This window comes from Massilia sp. YIM B02443 (genome assembly GCF_030411955.1).
Classification (GTDB): domain Bacteria; phylum Pseudomonadota; class Gammaproteobacteria; order Burkholderiales; family Burkholderiaceae_D; genus Telluria.
Genome location: NZ_JASNRA010000001.1, coordinates 325256 through 349263, shown reverse-complemented (window position 1 = coordinate 349263; position 24008 = coordinate 325256). Strand labels below are relative to the sequence as shown.

The 24008-nt window shown below is 65.9% G+C and carries 27 protein-coding genes and 1 tRNA gene; 15 read left to right on the top strand and 13 right to left on the bottom strand.

Translation table 11 applies throughout. From position 1 onward, the window contains the following. Window positions 1-32: 32 nt before the first annotated feature. From lspA to QPK27_RS01490, 5 genes are all read left to right on the top strand, one after another. Window positions 33-560, top strand: a complete 528-nt coding sequence (lspA, locus tag QPK27_RS01510) for a signal peptidase II (RefSeq protein ID WP_290416422.1) — start codon at window positions 33-35, stop codon at window positions 558-560. Window positions 561-578: 18 nt separating this feature from the next. Continuing rightward, complete coding sequence (gene coaBC, locus QPK27_RS01505) at window positions 579-1799, top strand: bifunctional phosphopantothenoylcysteine decarboxylase/phosphopantothenate--cysteine ligase CoaBC (protein WP_290416606.1); 1221 nt, start codon at window positions 579-581, stop codon at window positions 1797-1799. Between the two features lie 25 nt (window positions 1800-1824). After that, window positions 1825-2274, top strand: a complete 450-nt coding sequence (dut, locus tag QPK27_RS01500) for a dUTP diphosphatase (protein ID WP_290416421.1) — start codon at window positions 1825-1827, stop codon at window positions 2272-2274. A 25-nt stretch (window positions 2275-2299) separates the two neighbouring features. Next, on the top strand, window positions 2300-3394 hold the full coding sequence (locus tag QPK27_RS01495) for a M48 family metallopeptidase (RefSeq protein WP_290416420.1): 1095 nt from the start codon (window positions 2300-2302) through the stop codon (window positions 3392-3394). 196 nt (window positions 3395-3590) lie between these two features. After that, a complete protein-coding gene (locus QPK27_RS01490; protein ID WP_290416419.1) occupies window positions 3591-4586 on the top strand; it encodes an XdhC family protein in 996 nt (331 codons plus the stop codon). Window positions 4587-4618: 32 nt separating this feature from the next. Here QPK27_RS01490 and QPK27_RS01485 read toward each other — a convergent pair whose 3' ends face one another. Continuing rightward, a complete protein-coding gene (locus QPK27_RS01485) occupies window positions 4619-4870 on the bottom strand; it encodes a hypothetical protein (protein WP_290416418.1) in 252 nt (83 codons plus the stop codon). Here QPK27_RS01485 and QPK27_RS01480 point away from each other — a divergent pair. Continuing rightward, on the top strand, window positions 4854-5762 hold the full coding sequence (locus QPK27_RS01480; RefSeq protein ID WP_290416417.1) for a DMT family transporter: 909 nt from the start codon (window positions 4854-4856) through the stop codon (window positions 5760-5762). The two genes, QPK27_RS01485 and QPK27_RS01480, sit on opposite strands and share 17 nt — an antisense overlap. A 13-nt stretch (window positions 5763-5775) precedes the next feature. Further along, window positions 5776-6768 (top strand): DNA-3-methyladenine glycosylase 2, encoded by a 993-nt coding sequence (locus QPK27_RS01475; protein WP_290416416.1) that lies wholly within the window; start codon window positions 5776-5778, stop codon window positions 6766-6768. Here the strand turns inward: QPK27_RS01475 and QPK27_RS01470 are convergent. Beyond that, a complete protein-coding gene (locus QPK27_RS01470; protein WP_290416415.1) occupies window positions 6765-7178 on the bottom strand; it encodes a T6SS immunity protein Tdi1 domain-containing protein in 414 nt (137 codons plus the stop codon). The genes QPK27_RS01475 and QPK27_RS01470 overlap by 4 nt on opposite strands. Before the next feature lie 224 nt (window positions 7179-7402). Here QPK27_RS01470 and QPK27_RS01465 point away from each other — a divergent pair, with 224 nt between their 5' ends. Continuing rightward, window positions 7403-8053, top strand: a complete 651-nt coding sequence (locus tag QPK27_RS01465; RefSeq protein WP_374046998.1) for a 2-hydroxychromene-2-carboxylate isomerase — start codon at window positions 7403-7405, stop codon at window positions 8051-8053. A gap of 59 nt (window positions 8054-8112) precedes the next feature. On the opposite strand, the gene QPK27_RS01460 is transcribed toward QPK27_RS01465, so the two are convergent. After that, window positions 8113-8189 (bottom strand) — tRNA-Met (locus QPK27_RS01460). A 195-nt stretch (window positions 8190-8384) separates the two neighbouring features. On the opposite strand from QPK27_RS01460, the gene QPK27_RS01455 reads away from it, so the two are divergent. The 5 genes from QPK27_RS01455 to QPK27_RS01435 all read left to right on the top strand — a co-directional run bounded on the left by QPK27_RS01455 (window position 8385) and on the right by QPK27_RS01435 (window position 12721). Then, the gene (locus tag QPK27_RS01455; protein WP_290416413.1) at window positions 8385-8966 is read left to right on the top strand and encodes an NUDIX hydrolase; all 582 of its coding nucleotides are present in this window, start codon (window positions 8385-8387) and stop codon (window positions 8964-8966) included. 33 nt (window positions 8967-8999) lie between these two features. Then, complete coding sequence (gene aat, locus QPK27_RS01450) at window positions 9000-9737, top strand: leucyl/phenylalanyl-tRNA--protein transferase (protein WP_290416412.1); 738 nt, start codon at window positions 9000-9002, stop codon at window positions 9735-9737. 63 nt (window positions 9738-9800) lie between these two features. Next, the gene (locus tag QPK27_RS01445; protein ID WP_290416411.1) at window positions 9801-10529 is read left to right on the top strand and encodes an arginyltransferase; all 729 of its coding nucleotides are present in this window, start codon (window positions 9801-9803) and stop codon (window positions 10527-10529) included. A 93-nt stretch (window positions 10530-10622) separates the two neighbouring features. Then, entirely contained in the window at window positions 10623-11672 is a 1050-nt protein-coding gene (locus QPK27_RS01440; RefSeq protein WP_290416410.1) for a quinone-dependent dihydroorotate dehydrogenase, read from the top strand. A gap of 2 nt (window positions 11673-11674) precedes the next feature. Further along, entirely contained in the window at window positions 11675-12721 is a 1047-nt protein-coding gene (locus QPK27_RS01435; RefSeq protein ID WP_290416409.1) for an aldo/keto reductase, read from the top strand. Window positions 12722-12926: 205 nt separating this feature from the next. Here the strand turns inward: QPK27_RS01435 and QPK27_RS01430 are convergent, their stop codons facing one another. From QPK27_RS01430 to QPK27_RS01400, 7 genes are all read right to left on the bottom strand, one after another. Next, window positions 12927-13853, bottom strand: coding sequence for a CysB family HTH-type transcriptional regulator (locus tag QPK27_RS01430; protein ID WP_290416408.1), 927 nt, complete (start codon window positions 13851-13853; stop codon window positions 12927-12929). Further along, window positions 13850-14923 (bottom strand): sulfate/molybdate ABC transporter ATP-binding protein, encoded by a 1074-nt coding sequence (locus QPK27_RS01425; RefSeq protein WP_290416407.1) that lies wholly within the window; start codon window positions 14921-14923, stop codon window positions 13850-13852. Before QPK27_RS01425 ends, QPK27_RS01430 begins: the two co-directional genes overlap by 4 nt. Before the next feature lie 16 nt (window positions 14924-14939). After that, entirely contained in the window at window positions 14940-15848 is a 909-nt protein-coding gene (gene cysW / locus QPK27_RS01420) for a sulfate ABC transporter permease subunit CysW (RefSeq protein WP_290416406.1), read from the bottom strand. Further along, window positions 15845-16720, bottom strand: coding sequence for a sulfate ABC transporter permease subunit CysT (gene cysT, locus QPK27_RS01415; RefSeq protein WP_374046992.1), 876 nt, complete (start codon window positions 16718-16720; stop codon window positions 15845-15847). Before cysT ends, cysW begins: the two co-directional genes overlap by 4 nt. A 122-nt stretch (window positions 16721-16842) precedes the next feature. Next, window positions 16843-17616, bottom strand: coding sequence for a sulfite exporter TauE/SafE family protein (locus tag QPK27_RS01410; RefSeq protein WP_290416405.1), 774 nt, complete (start codon window positions 17614-17616; stop codon window positions 16843-16845). A gap of 259 nt (window positions 17617-17875) precedes the next feature. Further along, complete coding sequence (locus tag QPK27_RS01405; RefSeq protein ID WP_290416404.1) at window positions 17876-18514, bottom strand: peroxiredoxin; 639 nt, start codon at window positions 18512-18514, stop codon at window positions 17876-17878. A gap of 54 nt (window positions 18515-18568) precedes the next feature. Further along, the gene (locus QPK27_RS01400; RefSeq protein ID WP_290416403.1) at window positions 18569-18955 is read right to left on the bottom strand and encodes a diacylglycerol kinase; all 387 of its coding nucleotides are present in this window, start codon (window positions 18953-18955) and stop codon (window positions 18569-18571) included. A 171-nt stretch (window positions 18956-19126) separates the two neighbouring features. On the opposite strand from QPK27_RS01400, the gene QPK27_RS01395 reads away from it, so the two are divergent. Further along, on the top strand, window positions 19127-19912 hold the full coding sequence (locus QPK27_RS01395) for an IclR family transcriptional regulator (RefSeq protein ID WP_290416402.1): 786 nt from the start codon (window positions 19127-19129) through the stop codon (window positions 19910-19912). Window positions 19913-19971: 59 nt separating this feature from the next. On the opposite strand, the gene pbpG is transcribed toward QPK27_RS01395, so the two are convergent. The 3 genes from pbpG to QPK27_RS01380 all read right to left on the bottom strand — a co-directional run bounded on the left by pbpG (window position 19972) and on the right by QPK27_RS01380 (window position 22937). Next, a complete protein-coding gene (gene pbpG / locus QPK27_RS01390; RefSeq protein ID WP_290416401.1) occupies window positions 19972-21141 on the bottom strand; it encodes a D-alanyl-D-alanine endopeptidase in 1170 nt (389 codons plus the stop codon). 162 nt (window positions 21142-21303) lie between these two features. Next, a complete protein-coding gene (locus QPK27_RS01385; RefSeq protein WP_290416400.1) occupies window positions 21304-21999 on the bottom strand; it encodes a nitroreductase in 696 nt (231 codons plus the stop codon). Between the two features lie 20 nt (window positions 22000-22019). Beyond that, window positions 22020-22937, bottom strand: a complete 918-nt coding sequence (locus tag QPK27_RS01380) for a DMT family transporter (protein ID WP_290416399.1) — start codon at window positions 22935-22937, stop codon at window positions 22020-22022. A gap of 321 nt (window positions 22938-23258) precedes the next feature. Here QPK27_RS01380 and phaP point away from each other — a divergent pair, with 321 nt between their 5' ends. Continuing rightward, entirely contained in the window at window positions 23259-23843 is a 585-nt protein-coding gene (phaP, locus tag QPK27_RS01375) for a TIGR01841 family phasin (RefSeq protein WP_290416398.1), read from the top strand. Window positions 23844-24008: the final 165 nt, after the last annotated feature.

Sequence of the window (24008 nt, the reverse complement as noted above, 5' to 3'; positions counted from 1 at the left end):
CGGCGGCGATGGCGTGCCTCCTACCTTCAATCATGGCAACCAAAAAGAAAACCGGCCCTTCCGGCCTGAAACTCGTCAACAAGAGCACGCCCGGCATGCTGCCGTGGCTCGGCCTGGCCCTGATCATCGTCCTGCTCGACCAGGTTACCAAGATCACCGTCGAACGCAGCTTCGCTTATGGCGAGACGCTGCCGATCACCGGCTTCTTCAACCTGATCAAGGTCTATAACCCGGGCGCGGCGTTCAGCTTCCTGGGCGACGCCGGCGGCTGGCAGCGCTACCTGTTTTCGGCCATCGCGCTCGGCGCGGTCGGTTTTTGCCTGTACATGATGAAGAAGAACGCCGGCCAGCGCCTGTTCTGCTTTGCGCTCAGCCTGATCATGGCCGGCGCCATCGGCAACCTGATCGACCGCCTGGCCTACGGCCACGTGATCGACTTCCTCGATTTCTACTGGAAAGGCGTGGGCCACTTCCCGGCCTTTAACATCGCCGACATCGGCATCTCGGTCGGCGCCATCCTGTTCGTCCTGGACGAACTGCTCAGGGTGAACAAGTCGTAAGGAGCTAAGCGTATGAGCATGGACCTGAAAGACAAGCGCATCGTCCTCGGTCTCTCGGGCGGGGTGGCCTGCTACAAGGCGGCGGAACTGTGCCGCGCCCTGGTCAAGCAGGGCGCCAGCGTGCAGGTGGTGATGACTGACGCCGCTACGCATTTCATCGGCGCGGTGACCATGCAGGCCTTGTCCGGCAAGCCGGTCTACCTCGACCAGTGGGATGCGCGCATGGCCAACAACATGGCCCACATCGACCTGACACGCGACGCCGACGCGATCCTGATCGCGCCCTGCTCGGCCGACATGATCCGTAAACTCGCGCACGGCGCCTGCGACGACCTGCTGTCGCTGCTGTGCGTGGCGCGGCCGCGCCACGTGCCGCTGCTGGTGGCGCCGGCCATGAACGTCGAGATGTGGGAAAACCCGGCAACCGGGCGCAACGTGGCGCAGCTGCGCGAGGACGGCATCAAGCTGTTCGGCCCGGCCAGCGGTTCGCAGGCCTGCGGCGAGACCGGCCTCGGACGCATGCTCGAGCCGGAAGAACTGGTGGAAGAACTGGTCGCCGCCTTCCAGCACAAGGTGCTGGCCGGACGCCGCGTGTTGATCACGGCCGGCCCGACGTTCGAGCCGATCGACCCGGTGCGCGGCATCACCAACCTCTCGTCGGGCAAGATGGGCTACGCCATCGCGCGCGCCGCGCGCGAAGCCGGCGCCGAGGTGACGCTGGTCTCGGGACCGGTGTCGCTACCCACGCCGCATGGCGTGCGCCGCATCGACGTGCTCACCGCGCAGCAGATGCACGACGCCGTGATGGCGGGCGTGGAAGGCCAGCACGTGTTCATCGGCGTGGCCGCGGTGGCCGACTGGCGCGTGGCCAACGCCAGCAACCAGAAACTCAAGAAGACCGAGGGTGGCGCCCCGCCCCAGCTCGAATTCGCGCAGAACGCCGACATCCTGGCTTCGGTGGCGGCCACCGTGTCGCTGTCCGGCTGGCCGTACTGCGTCGGCTTCGCGGCCGAATCCGAGAACCTGGAACAGTACGGCGCCGCCAAGCGCGAACGCAAGGGCATCCCTCTGTTGGTGGGCAATATCGGCCACCAGACCTTCGGTCAGGATGACAATACCGTGATCCTGTTCGACGAGGGCGGCCAGACGGTGCTCGAGCGCGCCGACAAGCTGACGCTGGCGCGCCAGCTGGTGTCCGAGATCGCCAAGCGCCTCGAACAACGTTCGCTGCTCACCTGAACCACGCAACAATGAAAGCAAAGAAGTGAAGAACATCGACCTCAAGATCCTCGACCCGCGCATGAAAGACCTGCTGCCGGCCTACGGCACCCCGGGCAGCGCCGGCCTGGACCTGCGCGCCTGCCTCGACGCGCCACTCACCATCGAGCCGGGCCAGACCGTGCTGGTGCCGACCGGCCTGGCGATCCACCTGAAGGACCCGGGGTATGCGGCCATGATCCTGCCGCGCAGTGGGCTCGGCCATAAGAACGGCATCGTTCTCGGCAATCTGGTAGGCTTGATCGACTCCGATTACCAGGGCCAGCTGATGGTCTCGACCTGGAATCGCAGCCAGGCCACGTTCGTGCTGCAGCCGATGGACCGGCTGGCGCAACTGGTCGTGGTGCCGGTACTGCAGGTTGGTTTCAACGTGGTGGAGGAGTTCGCATCGAGCGACCGTGGCGCCGGAGGATTCGGCAGCACCGGCAAACAATAACAACGCCTCAGGAACAAGGAGCACCATGATCCGCATCCAACGCCCGCTTCGTCTGAACACCGTCCTCGTGGCCGCCACCGCGGCCCTGCTGGCGGCGTGCACCACGCCGGGCCCCATGCAAACGTCCGGCATCCCGGGCGTGATCCCGCAAGCCGGCGCGCCGGCGCCGGCCGAAGTCACGCCGCAGGTGGCCGCCGCCGCCGAAGTCCTGACCCGCATGGCGGCCCAGCAGGACCGCCTGTACCGGGTCGCGGCCCCGCTCCTGATCGACAATGCGGAACTGTGCACCAAGCACGCGCGCAACCTGCTCGGCTTCACCGCCAAGAACCGCTACACCTATCCGGGCCAGTACAACGAAGCCGCGCACCTGGTGCTGGGCATGGGCGAACGGCTGCAGGTGACCAACGTGCTGGTCGGCAGCGGCGCCGCGCGCGCCGGCCTGCGCCAGGGCGACCGCCTGGTGGCGGCCGGCGCCACCCCGTTGCCGGAAGGCCCGAACGCCCTGAGCGGCGCCGGCGCCGTGTTCGGCCCGATCGTCTCCAAACAGGCCACGCTGCCGCTGTCGATCGAGCGCGACGGCAAGCCGCGCGACCTGAGCATCCCGGTCACGCGCGCCTGCGCCTTCGCGATCGAACTGGGCAACGCCGACAACGTCAACGCCTACGCCGACGGCAGCCGCGTGATGGTCACGCGCGGCATGATCGGCTTTACCCAGAACGACGACGAACTGGCCTACGTGGTGGCGCGCACCATGGCGCACAACATGCTCGGCCACGCCGGCACCCAGCGCAACGCGGCCACCATCGGCAGCATCATCGACAACCTCACCCTGATCAATCCCGACACCTCGATGCTGATCGGCAGCGGCGGCATCCGCGCCATGCCGGGCGACGCCGATGCGGCGGCCGACCGCCTGGCGATCTACCTGCTGGCGCGCGCCGACTACCGCATCGAAGGCGCGCCGGCGTTCTGGAAGCGTCTGGCAACCGTGCATCCGGCCAAGGTGCTCAATGCGTACACGGCCAACCACCCGGCCATCGCGGCGCGCGCCGCGGCGGTGGACAGGGCGGTGGCGGAGGTGAAGGCCAAGAAGAGTGGGAAGAAGCCGCTGGTGCCTTGAGTACGCGGTGAATCCGATGCGCAAACACTGTGCATCGAACTTGGGTCCCCGCCTTCGCTGGAACCCAAGTCCGTCGCACAAACGTATCGCCCCCTCCCACCGCACTTCCAGCGCACACCCCAGCCGACGCTCTCCCCGCTTTTTTTGTATGATTGTCCATCTTGCACCAACCGCCGCCTGACGCGGCCCCCCTGCCATGGACAGCATCGACCTCGACGTTCTCAAAACCTGCGCCGCCTGGCTCGCAGCCGGTCGCCGCTGCCAGCTGGTCACGGTGATCAAGACCTGGGGCTCGAGCCCGCGCCCGATCGGCGCCACCCTCGGCGTGTGCGAGGACGGCAGCGTGGTCGGCTCGGTCTCGGGTGGCTGCATCGAGGACGACCTGATCGCCAGGGTGCGCGACAACGGCATCCAGATCACCCGTCCCGAAATCCTCAGCTACGGCATCAGCGCCGACGAGGCGCACCGCTTCGGCCTGCCCTGCGGCGGCACCATCGAGCTGGCCATCGAACCGCTCACGCCGGACTCCGGCATCGGCGAACTGCTGGCGCGCCTGGAGGGCGGCGAACTGGTCGAGCGGCGCGTGCGCCTGGACAGCGGCGCCGCCAGCCTGCACGCCGCGCAGCCCAGCGCCATCCAGCGCATCGAGGACGGCGTGCTGCACACCCTGCACGGCCCGCGCTGGCGCCTGTACATCATCGGCGCCGGCCCGCTGTCGCGCTTCCTGGCGCAGGTGGCGGCCGGCATGGACTACCGCGTCACCGTGTGCGACCCGCGCGAGGAGTACCGCAGCGGTTTCAACCTTCCCGGCGTGACGCTGGTGCACGCCATGCCCGACGACCTGGTGCTGGAAGCCAAGCTGGACGCCCGCAGCGCCGTGGTGGCGCTGACGCACGACCCCAAGCTGGACGACCTGGCGCTGATGGAGGCGCTCAAGTCGGACGCCTTCTACGTCGGCGCAATCGGCTCGCGCCAGAACAACATGAAGCGGCGCGAGCGCCTGAAACTGTTCGACCTGAGCGAAGCCCAGCTGGCGCGCCTGCACGGTCCGATCGGCCTGTACATCGGCAGCAAGACGCCGTCCGAGATCGCGATCTCGATCATGGCCGAAATGACGGCCGTGAAGAACGCGGTGCCGCAGGCGATGCTGGTGCCGCACGCTGCCGCGCCGACGTTGGCCAGCGCGGCCTGACACTTGTGGCGTGGACGGTGGAGCCGTCCACCCTACCCGCAACGCAAACGTAGGGTTGGCGGCTTGCCGCCGACGCGGTGATCGTTACCGGCTCCGATGTCGTGCCGGGTGATCTTGCTGCCAACTATCACCGCGTCGGCGGCCGAGCGCGGGGCCGCCCAGGCCAACCCTACGCTGTCCAATTCAATCGCAAGAAGCGGCTGGCGCGAACAGCGCCGCGCTGCCACAATGGACTGTTTCCTGGCAGACCATATTTTCAGCTCAACAATGAATACCGTGAACATGCTGCGCCTGGTGGCGCTGGCCGCCATCTGGGGCGGGTCCTTCCTCTTCATGCGCATCGCCGCGCCGGTGCTGGGCCCGGCGGTGCTGATCGAATACCGGGTCGGCTTCGCGGCGCTGTTCCTGGCGGGCGTGGCCTGGGTGCTGCGCGTGCGCGGCAAGGGGGCGCCGCTGGCGCTGCGCCAGCACTGGAAGCACTACCTGATCCTGGGCCTGTTCAATTCGGCCCTGCCCTTCCTGCTGTTCGCGTTCGCGGCGCGCACGCTGTCGGCCTCGGTGCTGTCGGTGCTCAACGCCACCGCGCCGATGTGGGGCGCGCTGGTCGGCGCCGTGTGGGCGCGCCAGCCGGTGGCGGGACGCACCGCGCTCGGCCTGCTGCTCGGCACCGGCGGCGTGGCGCTGCTGGTCGGCTTCGACCATGCGGCCGAACGCCCGGGCGCGGCGCTGGCGGTGGCGGCGGCGCTGGTCGCCGCCTTCAGCTACAGCATCGCCAGCCAGTACGCCAAGACCGCCAGGGCGGTGGCGCCGTTCGCCAACGCGCACGGCTCGATGTGGGCCGCCGCCATCCTGGTGCTGCCGCTGGTCGCCTTCTTCCCGGCGCCGGGCGAACCGACGATGGGCATCATGGCCGCCGTGCTCGCGCTCGGCGTGCTGTGCAGCGGCATCGCCTACATCATTTATTTCAAGCTGATCGAGGAAGTCGGCACCACCTCGGCCCTGACCGTGACGTTCCTGAATCCCCTGTTCGGCATTCTGTGGGGCGCCTTGTTCCTGCACGAGGCGATCGGCTGGCACACGGTGCTGGGTTCGGCCATCGTCCTGCTGGGCACGGCACTGGTGACCGGCTTCCTGCCGTCCCGCCTGCGCGCGCCGGCCGCCGCAGGCAGCAAATAAGCAAAATACGCAGATGGATCACACCATCGTCATCGACCTGCCGCCCGGCTACCGCATCGCGGACGTGCTCACCTTCCACGGCCGCGACGCCGAAGGCGTGGCCGAGCAGGTCGACGCGCACGGCCTGCGCAAGGGCGTGCTGCTGGACGGCGTGCCGACGCTGCTCGAGATCGCTTTCGACGGCGACAGCGCCCATTGCCGCATCGTGTTCGACGCGCCCCTCGCCCAGGCAGACACGCCGGGCGCAGACAGCCGCTCCGCACAGCCCGTGCAGTCACGGCAGCCGCTGCAGCCGCCCCACATGCCGGCTCCTCACAGCGCGGCGCGCCTGCAAGCGCTCGCCAACGACGCCCTGCTGAACGTCCTGGGCCTGCGCATCGACCCGGCCGCGTTCGCCGCCTTCGCCCGCGGCGACGCCATGCTCGGCCCGGTCCTGGCACGCCAGCCCGGCCTGCGCATCATCCAGTCCGCCACCGTGTTCGAAGCCCTGACCTGGGCCATCATCGGCCAGCAGATCAACCTGAGCTTCGCCATCGCCCTGCGCCGTACGCTGATCCTGCAAGCCGGCCACCAGCATTCAAGCGGCCTGTGGTGCTACCCGGAAGCGCGCGACGTGGCCCGCCTCGACATCGAGCAACTTACCAGCCGCAAGTTCTCGCAAGCCAAGGCCGACACCATCCTGCGCGTCGCACACATGATCGAGGACGGCAGGCTGTCGCTCGAGCGCACGCGCGACCCGCTCGAGGTCGGCCGCGAACTGCTGGCGATCAAGGGCATCGGCCCCTGGACCGTCAACTACGTGCTGCTGCGCGGCTTCGGCTATCCGGACTGCTCGCTGCATGGCGACGTCGCCGTGCGCGCCGCCCTGCACCACCTGGGTGGCGGCGATGCCCGCCCCAGCGTGAGGGAAGCCGAGCGCCTGCTGGAGCGCTACCAGCCGCACCGCACCATGGCCGCCGCCTACCTGTGGGCCAGCCTGGGCGAAAAGCCCGACCCGGCCGCCTAGTTCCAGCGCGGCAGCCCGTCATACTGCTGCGCCCCCTCTCCCGAAAACCGGATCAGCTCGGCCAACGGCACGGTGGCCAGGTTGTCGCAGCCGTAATGCCCGCCCAGCGCGCTGGGAATCTTGAGGCAATACTTGCGCCCTTCTTCCAGCGGACCCAGCGCCGCCTCGGCCAGCCGTACCGCCTCGGGCATGTACCAGTCGTCCAGGAAATCCTGGTTGTAGGCGAGCGCGTCGAGGTCGGCGCGGTTGCTGGCCAGCGGTTCGCAACACAGGTCTTGCGGACGCAGGCGCCAGAAGTGATCGTCCTCGTCGCGGATGATCAGATTGCCGAACGCATTGGCGCCCAGGACTTCGACGGCGTTCAGGCCAACCCAGCCCCAGGACTCGTTGATGTCGTCAACATGGATCATGATGTGCCTCTCGCTTGTCGGCCGCAGGATGCACGCACCATCCATCGGCCCTCGCATGGTTGGACCGGACCGGCCCGCATCCGTTGCAGCGAACGCGAGTGGGCTTGACCTGCGTCGAGGCCGTTAAAGGAGAGCAACGAAACAATTTGTCGCCCGGCCATCCGTATTGACAGTCCAGCGACGCTCGCTCACCATGGATCGCATCCCCGTCGAGCAAAGGAGCCATCTTGAGCAACGCACCCGGCGTCCAACCCCAGCTGGAATTCTGGTTCGATTTCGCCAGCAATTACAGCTACCTGAGCGTCATGCGCATCGAACACCTGGCGGCGCAAGCGGGCGTGCGCGTGGTCTGGCGCCCCTTCCTGCTGGGGCCGATCTTCCGCGATTTCGGCTGGAACACCTCGCCCTTCCTGCTGCAGCCCGAGAAGGGCCGCTATACCTGGAACGACATGCGGCGCCGCGCCGCCAGGTACGGGCTGGCGTTCAACCGCCCTTCGGCGTTTCCGCGCAATGCGCTGCTGCCGATGCGGGTCGCCCTGCTGGCGTCGAACGAACCGTGGATCGGCAGCTTCTGCCAGCGGGTGATGCAGCAGAATTTCGTCGAGGACGTCGACATCAACGATCCCGCGCACGTGCGACGCGCGCTGGACGGCCTGGTGGCCGACCCGGACGGCTTCATGCAGACGGCGCAGAGCGAGGCGGTCAAGGCGCGCCTGCGCGAACAGACCGGCCAGGCGCGCGCACGCGGCGTATTCGGTGCGCCGACCTTCTTCGTCGGAGAGGAATTGTTCTGGGGAGATGACCGGCTGGAAGACGCGATGGCATTCGCGCTCGAACCCATAACACAAACGACGACGCAAGCAGCGGCCGAATAAGGCGGCCGCCAATGCAAAAGCCCCTGATTCTCGATCGAAAATCAGGGGCTTTCTGAATTTGGTTGCGGGGACAGGATTTGAACCTGTGACCTTCGGGTTATGAGCCCGACGAGCTGCCAGACTGCTCCACCCCGCGTCTGATGGAATGAATTATACGCCCCCTGTCACATTTAGGCAATGCCAATCCTGCCCACATCTGCAATCGCAACAGTAAATTGCTCATCAATAAACACGACGGACAGCCGGGCGCGTCACGGCTGAGCAGCATGCGCCTGCCAACCGGCGCCGCATTCGGTGTAAAGTAAGGGCAATGCCAATTCGTCAAACCGTCATGAAATTCTGTTCCGAGTGCGCCCATCCCGTTGCGCTGGCCATCCCCGAAGGCGACAACCGGCCGCGCTACGTCTGCCCCCAGTGCCACACCATCCATTACCAGAATCCGAAGCTGGTGATCGGCTCGATCCCGGTATGGGAACAGGACGGCCAACTGCAGGTGCTGCTGTGCCGGCGCGCGATCGAACCGCGCTACGGCTACTGGACGCTGCCGGCGGGCTTCATGGAAAACGAAGAGACCACCAGCCAGGCCGCGGTGCGCGAAACCGAGGAAGAAGCCGGCGCCAACGTCGAACTCGGCAACCTGTTCACCCTGCTCAACGTGGCCCACGTGCACCAGGTGCACCTGTTCTACCTGGCGACGCTGCGCGACCTCGAGTTCGCCCCCGGCATCGAAAGCCTGGAGGTGCAGCTGTTTACCGAAGACCAGATTCCGTGGGACGAGCTGGCCTTCCCCACCATCCGCAGCACGCTGGAACTGTTCTTCGCCGACCGGATCAAAGTGCGCGAGGGCGGCAGCTACGGTTTTCACAGCCGCGACATCCATCGCCCGATGATCGCCCCGCGTGAACCGGACTGACGGTTCCGGCTCGAGATACGCAAGCGACTTGATATGATTCCCTGGCTCGAGTCCGACACGCCCTTCCCCGACGTGTCCAAGGCATTGACGGTGGAGGCGCCCGGCCTTCTCGCGGCCGGCGCCGACCTGTCGCCGCAGCGCCTGCTGCTGGCCTACCAGAACGGCATCTTCCCGTGGTTCTCGGAAGGCCAGCCGATCCTGTGGTGGAGCACCGATCCGCGCATGGTGCTGTACACCGACCGCTTCAAGATCAGCGCCAGCCTGGCCAAGACCCTGCGCAAGGTCGAGCGCAGCCGGCGCGAAGGCGGCCCCGGTGGTGACCGCCAGTGGGAAGTGCGCTTCGACAGCGCCTTCGAGGACGTGATGCGCGCCTGCGCCGCGCCGCGCAAGGACGGCCCCGGCACCTGGATCTCGGATGACATCATCGCCGGCTACGGCGGCCTGCACGCACTCGGCTACGCCCACTCGGCCGAGGTCTGGCTCGACGGCGAACTGGTCGGCGGCGCGTATGGCGTGTGCATCGGCCGCATGTTCTATGGCGAATCGATGTTCGCGCGCGTCTCGGACGCTTCCAAGGTGGCCCTGGCCTATCTGGTCGCCTTCCTGCGCGAGCAGGGCGTGCGCATGGTCGATTGCCAGCAGGAGACCAGCCACCTGGCATCGCTGGGCGCGGCGCCGATCGCGCGCAGCCAGTTCCTGGAGCACTTGCGCGGGGCCATACGCGAGCCGGCAATTGGCCCGTGGAAGGTCGTAGCACCGTTGCCTGCCTAACAGTGGCGAACGTGGGATTTCGTTAGAATAGGGTCACCAAACGTCGTCTCGAGAGTCTTTTGCATGACGCACCTACATGACCTGCCCTTCGCCACGCTGCAGTTCTATACGACGGCGCCCTATCCGTGCAGCTATCTCGATGCGCGCCAGGCGCGCTCGCAGGTCGCCACGCCATCGCACCTGATCAACGCCGACGTCTATTCCGAGCTGGTCAAGAACGGCTTCCGCCGCAGCGGCATCTTCACTTACCGCCCGTATTGCGACGGCTGCCAGGCCTGCATCCCGGTGCGCGTCAAGTGCGCCGACTTCCAGCCCAACCGCACCCAGCGCCGCGCATGGAAACGCCACGGCGACCTGGTGGCGATGGTGGCCAACCTGGCGTTCTCGGACGAACACTACGCGCTGTACCTGCGCTACCAGACCACGCGCCACGTCGGCGGCGGCATGGACCAGGACAGCCGCGACCAGTATGCCCAGTTCCTGCTGCAAAGCCGGGTGAATACGCGCCTGGTCGAGTTCCGCGAGCCGGACGGCACCCTGCGCATGGTGTCGATCATCGACGTGCTGTCCGACGGCCTGTCCTCGGTGTACACCTTCTTCGATCCGGACGTCGAAGGCGCCTCCTACGGCACCTACAACATCATGTGGCAGGTGAACCAGGCGCACGAACTGGGACTGTCCTACGTCTACCTCGGCTACTGGATCGAGCAGAGCCCGAAGATGGCGTACAAGATCAACTTCCGCCCGCTCGAGGCGCGCATCAACGGCGAGTGGGGCGTGCTGGAGCGCTGAGCTGCCGATGGCGTGCCGATGTCATAACATTTGCTTACGGACCTGGGCCCGCCGGCACGTTAGAATGGCGGCGATATCCCGAACGAGTAGCCCATGCCCGATAAACTCCTGTACACCCTCGCTCGCCCCGCCCTGTTCTCGCTCGATGCGGAGGCCGCCCACAACCTGACCTTGCCGCTGCTGCGCCGCCTCGATGCGCTCGGCCTCACCGGCGCCTTCAAGAAGCCCGCGCCCGACCCGCGCACCGTGATGGGCATCACCTTCCCGAACCCGGTCGGCCTGGCCGCCGGCCTGGACAAGGATGGCGCCTACATCGACGGCCTGGCGGCGCTCGGCTTCGGCTCGATCGAGATCGGCACCGTGACCCCGCGCGGCCAGGGCGGCAATCCCAAGCCGCGCATCTTCCGCCTGCCGCGCGCGCGCGGCATCATCAACCGCATGGGCTTCAACAACGGCGGCGTGGACGCCTTCGTGGCGAATGTCCAGGCCTCGCGCTTCTACCAGGAAAAGCAGGGCGTGCTGGGCCTGAACATCGGCAAGAACGCCGACACCCCGATCGAGCGCGCCGCCGACGATTACCTGCACTGCCTGCGCAAGGTCTATCCGTATGCCAGCTACGTCACGGTCAACATCTCGTCGCCCAACACCAAGAACCTGCGCCAGCTGCAGGGCGCGTCCGAACTGGATGGCCTGCTGTCGCAGCTGAAGGAAGAACAGAAGCGCCTGGCCGACCAGCACGGCCGCTACGTGCCGATCACGCTCAAGATCGCGCCCGATATCGACAACGACCAGATCCGCGACATCGCCGGCGCCCTGCTGCGCCACCGCATGGACGGCGTCATCGCCACCAACACCACCCTCAACCGGCGCGGCGTGGAAGGCATGAAGCACGCCACGGAAGCCGGCGGCCTGTCGGGCGAGCCGGTGTTCGAGCTGTCCAATATCGTGATCCGCGCGCTCAAGAAAGAGCTGGGCGACGAGGTGCCGATCATCGGCGTGGGCGGCATCCTGCGCGGCCAGGATGCGAAGGCGAAGATCGCGGCCGGCGCCCAGCTGGTGCAGCTGTACAGCGGCTTGATCTACGCCGGCCCGGCGCTGGTGCGCGAGTGCGCCAACGCCCTGCGTGCAGAAAAGAAGGCTTGAACATGGAACACGTCAAACTGGGACGCACCGACCTGGCGGTGACCAAGGTCTGCCTGGGCACGATGACCTTCGGCGAGCAGAACACCGAAGCGGATGCCCACAGCCAGCTCGATTACGCGCTCGAGCGCGGCATCAACTTCATCGACACCGCCGAGATGTATCCGGTGCCGCCCAGCGCCGCCACGCAGGGATCGACCGAACGCTTCATCGGTTCGTGGCTCAGGAAATCCGGCGCGCGCGAGCGCATCGTGCTGGCGACCAAGGCCGCCGGCCCCAACGCCAACCAGACCTGGATCCGCGGCGGCAAGCACAATCTGGACGCGGCCAATATCCGCGCCGCGGTCGACGCCAGCTTGCAGCGCCTGCAGACCGACTACATCGACCTGTACCAGCTGCACTGGCCGAGCCGCAACGTGCCGATCTTCGGCGCCAACCAGTTCGATCCGAGAAAAGAACGCAACGGCGTGCCGATCGAGGACACGCTGGCGGTGCTGGGCGAGTTGATCAAGGAAGGCAAGATCCGCCACATCGGCGTCTCGAACGAAAGCCCGTGGGGCGTGTGCGAGTACATCAAGCAGGCCGAGATGAAGGGCCTGCCGCGCATCGCCACCATCCAGAACCTGTACAACCTGACGGCGCGCGCGTTCGAAACCACGCTGCTGGACGAGGTGTGCTTCCGCGAAGAGGTCAGCCTGCTGGCCTACAGCCCGCTGGCGTTCGGGCAATTAAGCGCGAAGTATATCGACGATCCGAAAGCGGTCGGGCGCCTGTCGATCTATCCGCCGACCTGGAGCCCGCGCTACCTGCGGCCAGCGGTGCTGGACGCGACGCGCGAGTATGCGGCGCTGGCGCGCGAGAACGGCATGAGTCCTGCGCAGATGGCGCTGGCGTGGTGCTATTCGCGCTGGTTCGTGGGGTCGACCATCATCGGGGCGACCACGCTGGCGCAGCTGAAGGAAAACATCGATGCGGTCGAGACGGTGCTGCCGGTCGAGGTCATGAAGCGGATCGACGAGATCCACGCGCGCTACACAAACCCCGGGCAGTGATTCGGGATAGTGACGACGGATCGAACTTGGGTCCCCGCCTTCGCGGGGACGACGGTTTTAAAGTTAACGGTAGGGTCTTACGCTAACAGTATCCGACCTGTAAAGCTGCATGCACCACTACTTTTAAGACCGTCGTCCCCGCGAAGGCGGGGACCCAAGTTCACACCGCAGCCCGCGACTCGACCTTCAACCGGCAACCAGCCCCCTACTCCGTCGCAATCGCCTTCTCGATATCCGCCCGCGTATACCCCTGCGCAAAGCGCTCGATGAAGTGAAACGCATACGCGCGCAGATAGGTCCCGCGCCGCACGGCAAGGCGCGTCACGTTCTGCGCAAACAGGTGCGACGCCTCCATGGCTCGTAATCCTTTATCGCGCCCATGATCGAACGCCATCGACGCCACGATCCCCACGCCCATCCCGAGCGACACGTACTGCTTGATCACGTCCGAATCCATCGCCGTGAGCACGATGTCCGGCGCCAGCCCTGCTTCCACGAACGCGGCGTCGATGTGGCTGCGCCCGGTGAAGCCGACGTCATACGTGATCAACGGATGCTCGGCCAGGTCTTCCAGCCGCAGCGGCGAGCCGCCTGAAAAAATCGGATGCCCTTCCGGCGCCACCACCAGGTGGCTCCAGCGGTAGCACGGGAAAGACACCAGGTCGGGAAACGCCGACAGGCCTTCGGTGGCGATGCCGATGTCGGCCTTGCCCGAGGAAACCCACTCCGCGATGTGTTCCGGCGCGCTTTGCTGCAGGGCGATGCGCACTTCCGGGAAGGCCTGGCGGAACGACTGCACCACCTGCGGCAGCGCGTAGCGCGCCTGGGTGTGGGTCACGGCGATGGTCAGCGTGCCGCTGTCCTGGGCCGCATACTCGCGGCTGGCCTGCTGCAGGTTCTCGGCTTCCACCAGCAGCTTCTCGACGATGCGCAGGATGCCCTTGCCCGGCGGCGTCAGGCCGGTGAGCCGTTTCCCGTTACGCTCGAAGATCACCACCCCCAGCTCGTCTTCGAGCTCGCGGATCTGGCGCGACACGCCAGGCTGCGACGTGAACAGGGCATTGGCCACCTCGGTCAGGTTGAAATCGCGCCGGGCCGCTTCGCGCACGGAGCGCAGCTGCTGGAAGTTCATATATTGGTTCCTTCGTCGACGAACACTTCGATGCGGCGCGGACGCACCACCAGCGTCTCGCCCTCTTTCAGGCCCAGGCTGGCGAAGCGCTCGTTCGGCAGCACCGCTTCGATCAGCTGCCCGTTGTCGGCACGCTCCAGGTCGAGCTGGGCCAGCGGCCCGATTGCGTGCGCGCGGCGCAGCCTGGCCACCACGCCGTCGGCGCCGGCCGTGTAGCGTTCCACGTCCAGGTCGTGCGGGCGCACGTAGCCGATGCCGGCGCCATCAACCACGCCGGCCAGTTGCGGCGCCTGGAACGAGGCATCGCCGCTGGCCAGCACGCCGTCGTTGACGCGGCCGTGGAACAGGTTGACGTTGCCCAGGAAGCCGTACACGAACGGCGACGCCGGCTGGTTGTACACCGCGTCCGGGCTGCCCAGCTGCTCGACGCGGCCCTTGTTCATCAGGACCACCTGGTCGGCCACTTCCAGCGCTTCTTCCTGGTCGTGGGTGACGAAGATCGAGGTCACGTGCAGCTCGTCGTGCAGGCGGCGCAGCCAGCGCCGCAGTTCCTTGCGCACCTTGGCGTCGAGCGCGCCGAACGGTTCGTCGAGCAGCAGCACGCGCGGCTCCACGGCCAGGGCGCGCGCCAGGGCGATGCGCTGGCGCTGGCCGCCGGACAGTTGCGGCGGATAGCGGTCGGCGATCCAGTCCAGCTGGACGAGTTCAAGCAGTTGCTTGACCTTGGCGCGGATCTGGTCTTCGCTCGGACGCTCCTTGCGCGGCTTCACGCGCAAACCAAAAGCGACGTTCTCGAACACGGTCATGTGCTTGAACAGCGCGTAGTGCTGGAACACGAAGCCGACCTGGCGCTCGCGCACATGGCGGTGCGAGGAATCCTGGCCGTCGAGCAGCACCGCGCCCGAATCCGGGTGTTCGAGGCCGGCGATGATGCGCAGCAGCGTGGTCTTGCCGCAGCCCGAAGGGCCCAGCAGCGCGGTCAGTTCGCCATCCGGGAACTGCAGTGAGACGTCGTCGAGCGCGGTGAACTGGCCGAACTGCTTGCGGATGTGTTGGACTTCGATCGTCATTCGACTTGGCTCCGGATTAATGCGTTGGCGTGTCGGTCGAGGCCTTGCGAGCCGCGTGCAGACGCCATTCGATAAAGGACTTGATGGCCAGCGTCACCAGCGCGAGCAGCGCCAGCAGCGACGCGATCGCGAACGCGGCCGTGAAGTTGTATTCGTTGTAGAGGATCTCGACCTGCAGCGGCATGGTATTGGTCTCGCCGCGGATGTGGCCCGAGACCACCGACACCGCGCCGAACTCGCCCATGGCGCGGGCGTTACACAGGATCACGCCATACAGCAGGCCCCACTTGATGTTCGGGAGCGTCACGCGCCAGAAGGTCGACCAGCCAGAGGCGCCCAGCACCAGCGCGGCTTCCTCTTCTTCGGTGCCCTGCTGCTGCATCAGCGGAATCAGCTCGCGCGCCACGAACGGGAAGGTGATGAACACGGTGGCCAGCACGATGCCCGGCACCGCGAACAGGATCTTGATGTCATGCTCCGCCAGCCACGGGCCGAACCAGCCTTCGACGCCGAACAGCAGCACGTACATCAGGCCCGCGATCACGGGCGAGACCGAGAACGGCAGGTCGATCAGCGTGAGAAGAATGCTCTTGCCCTTGAATTCGAACTTGGCGATGGCCCACGCCGCCGCCACGCCGAACACCAGGTTCAGCGGCACCGAGATCGCGGCCGCGATCAGGGTCAGCTTGATGGCTGAAATAGCGTCGGGGTCGATAATCGCTTCGACGTAAACCTCCCAGCCTTTTTTCAGCGCTTCGGCGAACACCGCTACCAGCGGCACGAACAGGAACAGGGCCAGGAACAGCAGCGCGACCGTGATCAGCGCATAGCGCACCCAGCGCGGCTCGAGCGAATTGGTGACCACGCGGCGGGCCGGCGCGGCAGTCTGGCGCGGCAGCGCCTTGTCGTTCAACACGGCGCTCATGCCTTGCCCGCCCGTTTGCGCGTCCACGCCTGCAGCAGGTTAATCGTCAGCAGCAGGATGAACGAGAACACCAGCATCACCACCGCGATCGCGGTCGCGCCGGCGTAGTCGTACTGCTCCAGCTTGGAGATGATCAGCAGCGGCGTGATCTCGGACACCAGCGGCAGATTGCCGGCAATGAAGATCACCGAACCGTATTCGCCGGTGGCGCGCGCGAACGCCAGCGCGAAACCGGTCAGCAGCGCCGGCGTGATCGACGGCAGCACCACGCGGATGAAGGTCTGCAGCGGCGAGGCGCCCAGGCTGGCCGCCGCTTCTTCCAGTTCGCGCTCGGCTTCCTCCAGCACCGGCTGCACCGTGCGCACCACGAACGGCAGGCCGATGAAGGTCAGCGCCACCACGATGCCCAGCGGCGTGAACGCCACCTTGATGCCGAGGTCGGCGAGGTACTGGCCGATCCAGCCATTGTGCGAATACAGGGATGTGAGCGTGATGCCGGCCACTGCGGTCGGCAGCGCGAACGGCAGGTCGACCAGGGCGTCGATGAAGCGCTTGCCGGGGAATTGATAGCGCACCAGCACCCAGGCCACGATGCCGCCGAACACGACGTTGATCAGGGCGGCGATGAAAGAAGCGCCGAAGCTCAGGCGATAGGACGCCACCACGCGCTCGGACGTGACCGCGCTCCAGAATCCTTCCCAGGTCAGGTTGAAGGTATTCAGGAATACCGCCGACAGCGGGATCAGGACGATCAGCGCCAGGTAGAACAGCGTGAAGCCGAGCGAGAGGCCAAAGCCGGGAATCACCCGGCCCGGCCGCTTGCCCGGCCTGGGATGCGCTGGCGTCGTGCCCGGCATTGCAAGCGATGTCATGCGAGTCCTTATTACAAATTCTTCTAACGGACTCGCATGCTCTCACGCGATGTTCATAAAGCAAACGAAAGAATACTTATTTGTATAGACACCAAATGCTATTTGACCGCCGGTTGCTGGCGTCAAGTCACCAGCTTGAAAGCGACGCCGGTCAGGGTCATGGCCAGCAGGCCGCGCAGGAAGCGCTCCGGCACCTTGCGCGCCAGCATGGCGCCCAGGGTGATGCCGGGGAGCGAACCGACCAGCAGCGTCAGCAGCAGCATCCAGTCGATCGAGCCCAGCCACCAGTGGCCGAGGGCGGCGATGGCGGTCAGCGGCACCGCGTAGGCGATGTCGGTGCCGGCCACTTCGGCCGGGCTCAAGCGCGGATACAGGAACACCAGCAGCGTGGCGCCGATGGCGCCGGCGCCGATCGAGGACACCGTCACCAGCACGCCGAGCACGGCGCCCGAGACGATGGTGGCGGCGGCCAGGCTGCGGCCCTGCAGCTGGCGTTCGGGATGGGCGTTGATCCAGGCCAGCATGCGACGCCGGAACAGCAACGCCACCACGGTCAGCATCACCGAGACGGCGATCGTGTAGCGGATCAGCTGGCCGAGGTCATGGCTCAGGGCGCCGAAGCGGTTGAGCGCAATGGCGGCCAGCACGGCGGCCGGCAGCGCGCCCAGGCACAGGCGCCCGACGATCGGCCACTGGACGGTGCGGGTGAAGCGGTGGGTGATGGTGCCGGCGCTCTTGGTGATGGCGGCGAAGGCCAGGTCGGTGCCGACGGCAACCGAGGGCGAGACGCCGAACAGCAGCGTCAACAGCGGCGTCATCAGCGAGCCGCCCCCTACTCCCGTCATCCCTACCAGCAAACCTACTGCGAATCCTGCGATTACATATGTCGGCGACACGTCTGCTCCTCAAACTCGGGAACAGGGTAAGCCGGGCGCGGCCGTTTCACAAACGACAGCTTCCTCATTTGCTTATGCAGAGAAATTCGTACGCGGCGGGGGAATTATGGGGTTGGCCTCGGCGGCCCCGCGCTCCGCCGCCGACGCGGTGATTGCGATCGGCTCCGATCTCGTGCCGGATGATCTGGCTGCTAACTACCACCGCGTCGGCGGCGAAGCCGCCAACCCTACGGATACCGGGGAGTATCCCAAAACACGCTTACTTGTTCGGCTGCGGCGTCAGGCGCAGGTAAGGCTTGGGCGCCTCGTAGCCTTTCGGATACTTCTGCTTGATCACTTCCGGATCGGTCACGGTCAGCGGAATGATGACCGGGTCGCCATCCTTCCAGTTGCCCGGGGTGGCCACGGTGTAGCCGTCGGTCAGCTGCAGGGCGTCGATCACGCGCAGCACTTCGTCGAAGTTGCGGCCGGTGCTCATCGGGTAGGTGATGATCAGGCGCACCTTCTTGGCCGGGTCGATCACGAACAGCGAGCGCACGGTGGCGGTGGCCGAGGCGTTCGGGTGGATCATGTCGTACAGCTGCGAGACCGATTTGTCGGCATCGGCCACGATCGGGAAGCCGACCACGGTCTGCTGGGTCTCTTCGATGTCCTTGATCCAGCCCAGGTGCGATTCGGCGGCATCGACCGACAGCGCGATCGCCTTCACGTTGCGCTTGTCGAACTCCGGCTTCAGCTTCGCAGTCAGGCCCAGTTCGGTGGTGCAGACCGGGGTGAAGTCGGCCGGGTGCGAGAACAGCACCACCCACGAATCGCCCGCCCACTCGTGGAAGCGGATCTTGCCGATGCTGGAATCCTGCTCGAAATCGGGGGCGGTGTCGCCGAGGCGTAAGGTCATAGTCTTCTCCATGCTAGGTTTATCAAGCGTGGGCCTGCGCCAATCGGCGCAGGCTCACACGAATCGGTTGTACAGCACGACGGCCCAGGTGGCAGTGGCCATCAGCAGCGTGATCGCCACGGCGGCGCTGCCGATGTCCTTGGCCGCCTTCGACAGCGGATGGCGCTCGAGCGAAATGCGGTCGACGATGGCTTCGATCGCCGAGTTGATCAGCTCGACCACCAGCACCAGCCCCAGCACGCCGATCAGCGCCAGCTTCTGGAATCCGGACACCGGCAGCAGCAGCGCCACTACCGTAGCGATGGCAATCACCACCACCTCTTGCCGGAATGCCGCCTCGCTGCGCCAGGCCCAGGCCAGGCCGTCCCAGGTATTACGGCAAGCGGCGGCGATGCGGTCGATGCCGCGGCGGGTCTTGAATTCGCTGGTCGGATGTCCCATCGTGTTCCCATTTGGAAATATTGGAACACCATCATACCTGTCCGGGATCAGCATGTGGCATCTGCGTAAATTATGCAACTGCGCGCTGCCCTGCCACGAGCGCGAGTTTGCATCCCCGTTTCACATCATGGTATAAACGATGCACCGTTACTGCACTGCACCAACCACATCATGAAAATGGAAACGCCGACTCCAGCCAAGACCTCGATCCAGGTGATCGAACGCATGATGGGCCTGCTCGATGCGCTGGCCAGCTATTCGGATCCGGTCAGCCTCAAGGAATTGTCGCGCGTCTCGGGCCTGCATCCCTCGACCGCGCACCGGATCCTGAACGACATGGTGGTGACGCGCTTCGTCGACCGCGTCGAGCCGGGCACCTACCGCCTCGGCATGCGCCTGCTGGAACTGGGCAACGTGGTCAAGAGCCGGCTGTCGGTGCGCGAAGCGGCGCTGGACGCGATGCGCGCCCTGCACCGCAAGACCCAGCAGACGGTCAACCTGTCGGTGCGCCAGGGCGACGAGATCGTCTACATCGACCGCGCCTTCTCGGAACGCTCCGGGATGCAGGTGGTGCGCGCGATCGGCGGCCGCGGGCCGCTCCATCTCACCTCGACCGGCAAGCTGTTCTTGTCGGTGGACGACGTCAAGGCGATCCGCGCGTATTCGACCCGCACCGGCCTGGCCGGGCATACGCGCAACTCGATCACCGAGCTGCCGCGCCTCGAGCGCGAGCTGAGCCTGGTGCGCGCGCGCGGCTATGCGCGCGACAACGAGGAACTGGAACTGGGCGTGCGCTGCATGGCGGCCGGGATCATGGACGACAGCGGCAAGCTGGTGGCGGGCTTGTCGATCTCGGCCCCGGCCGACCGGTTGCAGGAAGACTGGGTGGAAGACCTGGTGCAGACGGCGGCGAAGATTTCGGCGACGCTGGGGTATCGACCGACACCGGCGATCTGAACGCGTGGACGGGCACCCCGTCCATCCGGACGGCCGCGCCGCCGGGCGCGCACATCACATCAATGCAAATCCGGCGCCGCCGGCGCGCTGGCCGTGATGGTCGGCGTACGCACCGCGTCCACGTCCATGCGGTCGGGCAGCGCCTCGATCCAGCGCCGGATGCGGCCGGCGTCGGCGGTGCGCGACATCTTGCCCTTCGAATCGAGGAACACCATCACCACGTTGCGGCCATGGATCATGGCCTGCATCACCAGGCAACGTCCCGCTTCGTTGATGAAGCCGGTCTTCTGCAGGCCGATGTTCCAGTCCGGCAGCGCCACCAGGTAGTTGGTGTTGTTGTAGTGCATGGTGCGGCCGCTGGCGCTCACGGTCGACTTCGGCGTGGTGGAGAATTCGCGCAGCAGCGGCTCGCGGTGCGCCACCGTGACCAGCTTGGCCAGGTCGCGTGCACTCGACACGTTCTGGCTCGACAGGCCGCTGGTATCGACGTAGCGGGTGTCGTTCATGCCCAGCTCCTTGGCCTTGGCGTTCATCGCGGCGACGAAGGCCTCCTTGCCGCCCGGGTAATTGCGGCCCAGCGCCGAGGCGGCGCGGTTTTCCGAACTCATCAGGGTGATGTGCAGCAGTTCGCGGCGCGTCATGCGCGCGCCCACCGGCAGGCGCGAGCTGCTGTACTTGTGGCGGTCGACGTCGGCGTCGGTCACCTGCAGCACTTCGTCCAGGTCCTGCTTCGCTTCGGTGACGATCACGCCGGTCATCAGCTTGGTGATCGAGGCGATCGGCAGCGCCACGTTGGCGTTCTTTTCGAACAGCACTTCCGAACTGTTCTGGTCAATGACGAAGGCGACGTTGGAACGCAGCGCCAATGGATCGTCGGTCTTGTTCAGGCCGGCGATATCGCCCATGCTGCGCGGCGCGTAAGCGGCAGCCGCAACGGCGGCGCCGGCCACGGCGGCGCGGCGCACCGGCACATAGGTCACCACCCGCTTGCCGCGCACGGTCTTGACACGACGCACCATGCGCGGACGGTCGTCGTCGGCCTTGGCCACGTCCTGGCGCTTGGCGCGCTTGGCCTTGCGCACGGTCTTGCGCTTGACGGTTTTCTTGGCAGCCTTCTTCGGCTTGGACTGTTGTGCCTGCTCGGCAGCGCCTGCGCCTGCGCCGGCGGCATGGACCGGCGCCAGGGCGAACAGTGCGGAAACGATGGCAGCCAAAGCAAGTTTAAACATGGTAAAGCCCTTGGACGCAAACTGATGAGGTACTCGATGAGTGTAGCCGAACGAGTCCTGATCGCAAGCAGTTTTCCGGTTCCGTGCGGCAACAATCCCAGCAAAACAACAGCTAGCTCAAAAAATTTTCTCTTTTGATATCAATGAGATAGCGTAAATACTTTACTCGATGAAACGCGCGAAGCCGCTGCTAGGTTCGCGCTCGGTGAGCAGCGTATTCTCGATCCGGTCCGGGTCGGCCCAGCCTAGCGCCATGCCGCACACGACCATCTCGTTGTCGGGCAAGGCCAGTTGATCGGCGATGATCCGATGATACTGGGTAAAAGCCGCCTGCGGGCAAGTATCGAGACCGCGCGCCCGCGCCGCCACCATGATGTTTTGCAGGAACATGCCGTAGTCCAGCCATGAGCCCTGCTCCATGATGCGGTCGATGGTGAAGATCAGGCCCACCGGGGCGTCGAAAAAGGCGTAGTTGCGGGCGTGCTGGGCCGCCATCCCGGCCTTGTTCTCGCGCGTCAGCCCGAGCAGGCTGTACAGGTCCCAGCCGACCTTGCGGCGGCGGTCGATGTACGGCGCCACCCACTCGCGCGGGTAGTACGGATATTCCTCGGCGTGGGCGCGCGCCTGCTGCGGGTCGGCGTTCACCGCCAGGATCGCCTGCGACAGGCGTTCGCGCGCGGCCCCGAGCAGCACGTGCACTTTCCACGGCTGGGTATTGGTGCCGGATGGCGCGCGCGCGGCAACGTCCAGGATGCGCGCGATCTCGTCACGCTCGACCGGCTTGTCGAGGAAGGCGCGGATCGAGCGGCGCGAGGTGATGGCGGCGTCGACGGCTTCTTGCTGGGGGCTGGACAGCATGGGTTCTCCTCTGTGATTGACTAGGGTTTCCGGACCACGAAGGCGACGCCGGCCACCGCCACCGCCATCCCGGCCAGGGCAAGCGGGCTGAACGATTCGCCGAACAGCAGCCAGGCCATGATGGCCGTGGTCGGCGGCGTCAGGTACATCAGGCTGGTGACTTCGGTCGCTCCGCTGCGTCCGATCAGGCGGAACAGCAAGAAGATGGCGCCGATCGACAGCGCCAGCACCGACCACAGCCAGGCGACGATGAAATCGACGCTCCAGGCGATGCGCGAGAACGCCGGATCGAGCCCTTCCAGCCACACGGCCAGCGGCGCCAGCGCCAGCACGGTGGCGCCGAACTGGACCACGGTGCCGCTGCGCAGGTCGAAGCGCGGGCAGAAACGGCGCTGGTACATGGTGCCGGCGGTAATGCTCAGCAGGGCGAACAGGCACAGGCCGAGCGCCGGCAACGACAGTCCGGCCAGGCTCAGCTTGGCGTACACGACCAGCGCCACGCCGGCCAGGCCGAGCAGCAGTCCGAGCCATTGCAAAGGCCGCACGCGCTCGCCGATCAGCGGCGCCGCGGCGGCGGTGAGGATCGGCTGCATGCCGACGATCAGGGCGGTCAGTCCGGCCGGCATGCCGAGCTTGATCGCGGCCCAGACGCCGCCCAGGTAGCCGGCCTGCAGCAGCAGGCCGGCGACGGCCAGGTGGCCGATCTGCTCACGCGGCGGCCAGGGCGCGCGCCACAGCAGCACGATCGGCAGCAGCACCGCCAGCACGCCCAGGCAGCGCACGATCAGGAAGGTCAGCGGCGGCGCGTAAGGCAGGCCCAGCTTGGCGACGATGAAGCCGGCGCTCCACAGGAAGACGAAGAACAGCGGCACGGGCGAGAGCCAGCCGGGAGCGGTCCGGGCGGACTGGGGTGACAGGGCGGAGGCGCGGGTCGACATGGTCCGGGACGGCGGCGCGGGCTGCCGTTGAAGAAAACACAAGCGCCGAGTCTAGCATGCCATCTGATATCGGATGAGCAGCCGCAAAAGATGACATCGGTTTGACATACATCAATTGACATTTCTTGAAAGAAATGCATTCAAATATTTTATGTAGTGTGGATGGTGCGTCGCACCAAAAACGCTTGACGCTTCAATTGAACTGGTTGAAAATTTGCCCTGTTGCGGTGCACAAAAAAGAGTTTCGACAATTTTCATCAAGAACCTGCCCTCACCTGAGCAATAGTCCATTTACGAAACGTACCAATTTTGGAGAGCCACATGTTTGCAATCCCTGAACAGTTTTCGAATGCCACCAAAGCCAGCCTGGAATCGCAGTTCGCTCTGATGTCGTCGCTGACCTCGAAGACGTTCGAAGGCATGGAAAAGCTGGTGGAACTGAATATCGCCACCGCCCGCGCCAGCCTGGAAAACTCGACCGCCGTCACCCGCCAGCTGCTGGGCGCCAAGGATCCGCAAGAATTCTTCTCGCTGACCGCGTCGCAAGCCCAGCCGAACGCCGAGAAAGCCGTGTCGTACACCCGCCAGGTGGCCGCCATCGCCACCGGCACCGGCGCCGAATTCTCGAAGGCCGCCGAAAGCCAGATCGTCGAAGCCAATCGCAAGGTGATCTCGCTGGTCGATGAAGTGAGCAAGAACGCCCCGGCCGGTTCGGAAAGCTTCGTTGCCGCCGTCAAGACCGCCATCAGCAACGCCAACGCCGGCTACGAGCAGTTCAGCAAGACCACCAAGCAGGCGGTCGAGGCGATGGAAAACAATATGAACGCCGCCGTGTCGCAGTTCTCGGCCACGGCCAGCAAGGCGACCAACGCCGCGACTGCCGCTACCGCAGCCGCTGCCGCTTAAGTCTCCTGCGTCAATCAAGAAAGGCCGGAAACGCTTGCGCGTTCCGGCCTTTTTTCATTGCGTAGGGTTGGCGGCTCTGCCGCCGACGCGGTGATAGTTTGCAGCGAGATCATCCGGCGCGAATGCGAAGCCGATAACAATCGACGCGTCGGCGGCAGAGCGCGG

Coding starts and splice junctions, on each gene's coding strand:
- lspA (WP_290416422.1), top strand. CDS start 33: ATGGCAACCAAAAAGAAAACCGGCCCTTCCGGCCTGAAACTCGTCAAC.
- coaBC (WP_290416606.1), top strand. CDS start 579: ATGGACCTGAAAGACAAGCGCATCGTCCTCGGTCTCTCGGGCGGGGTG.
- QPK27_RS01495 (WP_290416420.1), top strand. CDS start 2,300: ATGATCCGCATCCAACGCCCGCTTCGTCTGAACACCGTCCTCGTGGCC.
- QPK27_RS01490 (WP_290416419.1), top strand. CDS start 3,591: ATGGACAGCATCGACCTCGACGTTCTCAAAACCTGCGCCGCCTGGCTC.
- QPK27_RS01480 (WP_290416417.1), top strand. CDS start 4,854: ATGAATACCGTGAACATGCTGCGCCTGGTGGCGCTGGCCGCCATCTGG.
- QPK27_RS01485 (WP_290416418.1), bottom strand. CDS start 4,870: ATGTTCACGGTATTCATTGTTGAGCTGAAAATATGGTCTGCCAGGAAA.
- QPK27_RS01475 (WP_290416416.1), top strand. CDS start 5,776: ATGGATCACACCATCGTCATCGACCTGCCGCCCGGCTACCGCATCGCG.
- QPK27_RS01470 (WP_290416415.1), bottom strand. CDS start 7,178: ATGATCCATGTTGACGACATCAACGAGTCCTGGGGCTGGGTTGGCCTG.
- QPK27_RS01455 (WP_290416413.1), top strand. CDS start 8,385: ATGAAATTCTGTTCCGAGTGCGCCCATCCCGTTGCGCTGGCCATCCCC.
- aat (WP_290416412.1), top strand. CDS start 9,000: ATGATTCCCTGGCTCGAGTCCGACACGCCCTTCCCCGACGTGTCCAAG.
- QPK27_RS01445 (WP_290416411.1), top strand. CDS start 9,801: ATGACGCACCTACATGACCTGCCCTTCGCCACGCTGCAGTTCTATACG.
- QPK27_RS01440 (WP_290416410.1), top strand. CDS start 10,623: ATGCCCGATAAACTCCTGTACACCCTCGCTCGCCCCGCCCTGTTCTCG.
- QPK27_RS01435 (WP_290416409.1), top strand. CDS start 11,675: ATGGAACACGTCAAACTGGGACGCACCGACCTGGCGGTGACCAAGGTC.
- QPK27_RS01430 (WP_290416408.1), bottom strand. CDS start 13,853: ATGAACTTCCAGCAGCTGCGCTCCGTGCGCGAAGCGGCCCGGCGCGAT.
- QPK27_RS01425 (WP_290416407.1), bottom strand. CDS start 14,923: ATGACGATCGAAGTCCAACACATCCGCAAGCAGTTCGGCCAGTTCACC.
- cysW (WP_290416406.1), bottom strand. CDS start 15,848: ATGAGCGCCGTGTTGAACGACAAGGCGCTGCCGCGCCAGACTGCCGCG.
- cysT (WP_374046992.1), bottom strand. CDS start 16,720: ATGACATCGCTTGCAATGCCGGGCACGACGCCAGCGCATCCCAGGCCG.
- QPK27_RS01405 (WP_290416404.1), bottom strand. CDS start 18,514: ATGACCTTACGCCTCGGCGACACCGCCCCCGATTTCGAGCAGGATTCC.
- QPK27_RS01400 (WP_290416403.1), bottom strand. CDS start 18,955: ATGGGACATCCGACCAGCGAATTCAAGACCCGCCGCGGCATCGACCGC.
- QPK27_RS01395 (WP_290416402.1), top strand. CDS start 19,127: ATGAAAATGGAAACGCCGACTCCAGCCAAGACCTCGATCCAGGTGATC.
- pbpG (WP_290416401.1), bottom strand. CDS start 21,141: ATGTTTAAACTTGCTTTGGCTGCCATCGTTTCCGCACTGTTCGCCCTG.
- QPK27_RS01385 (WP_290416400.1), bottom strand. CDS start 21,999: ATGCTGTCCAGCCCCCAGCAAGAAGCCGTCGACGCCGCCATCACCTCG.
- QPK27_RS01380 (WP_290416399.1), bottom strand. CDS start 22,937: ATGTCGACCCGCGCCTCCGCCCTGTCACCCCAGTCCGCCCGGACCGCT.
- phaP (WP_290416398.1), top strand. CDS start 23,259: ATGTTTGCAATCCCTGAACAGTTTTCGAATGCCACCAAAGCCAGCCTG.